Raw genomic sequence first — 1,088 nt, forward strand, 5'->3', positions numbered from 1 at the left:
GCGGCCGGGTTTGGTGTCGGTGGTGCGGCCGGCGGTGGTGCCGTTGTCGTTCGCGCAGCGGCGGTTGTGGTTCTTGTATCGGTTCGAGGGTGTGTCGGCGACGTATAACGTGCCGTTGGCGTTGCGGTTGTCCGGTGGGGTGGACGAGGCGGCGTTGCGTGCGGCGGTGCGTGATGTGGTGGTGCGGCACGAGTCGTTGCGCACGGTGTTCCCGGAGGTGGATGGGGAGCCGTCGCAGGTGGTGGTGGATGCCGGTGCGGTGGTGCTGGACTGGCGTTCGCGGGTGGTGTCGCAGGCTGGTCTGTCGGAGGCGTTGGCGCAGGCTGCGGGGGAGGGTTTCGAGCTGGCGTCGCAGTTGCCGGTTCGGGTGTGGTGGTTCGAGGTCGCCGGTGGTGACCGGGTTCTGTTGTTGTTGATGCACCACATCGCGGCTGATGGCTGGTCGATGGGGCCGTTGGCGCGGGATCTGGGTGTGGCGTATGCGGCGCGGTGTGCCGGTGCGGTGCCGGGGTGGGATCCGTTGCCGGTGCAGTATGCCGATTACGCGTTGTGGCAGCGTGCGGTGCTGGGTGATGACGCGGATGAGGGCAGTGTGTTCGCGCGTCAGGTGGCGTATTGGCGTGAGCAGTTGGCGGGTCTGCCGGATTGTTTGAGTCTGCCGGTGGATCGGGTGCGTCCGGTGGTGGCGTCGAGCCGGGGTTCGTTCGTGGCTTTCGAGGTTGGTGCCGGGGTGCATGCCGCGGTGGCGGCGTTGGCGCGGGAGTGCGGGGCCACGGTGTTCATGGTGCTGCAGGCGGCGTTGGCGGCGTTGTTGTCGCGTTCGGGTGCTGGTGTGGATGTGCCGGTGGGTGTGCCGGTGGCGGGTCGTACGGATCAGGCGTTGGACGATCTGGTCGGGTTCTTTGTCAACACGTTGGTGTTGCGGACGGATGTGTCGGGGGATCCGTCGTTCCGGGAGTTGGTGGGGCGGGTCCGGGCGACGAGTCTGGCGGCGTACGCGCATCAGGATGTGCCGTTCGAGCATCTGGTCGAGGTCTTGAACCCGCGTCGCTCGCTGGCGCACCACCCGCTCTTCCAGGTGATGCTGG

At 67.6% G+C, this 1,088-nt stretch carries 1 protein-coding gene; it reads left to right on the forward strand.

Annotated features, from left to right (window positions below):
• Positions 1-1,088, forward strand: a 1,088-nt coding sequence (locus AB0J80_RS38540; protein WP_364714799.1) for a condensation domain-containing protein, incomplete at both ends; no start/stop codon positions are given.

Source organism: Actinoplanes sp. NPDC049548, assembly GCF_040676695.1.
In the GTDB taxonomy this organism is placed as follows: domain Bacteria; phylum Actinomycetota; class Actinomycetes; order Mycobacteriales; family Micromonosporaceae; genus Actinoplanes.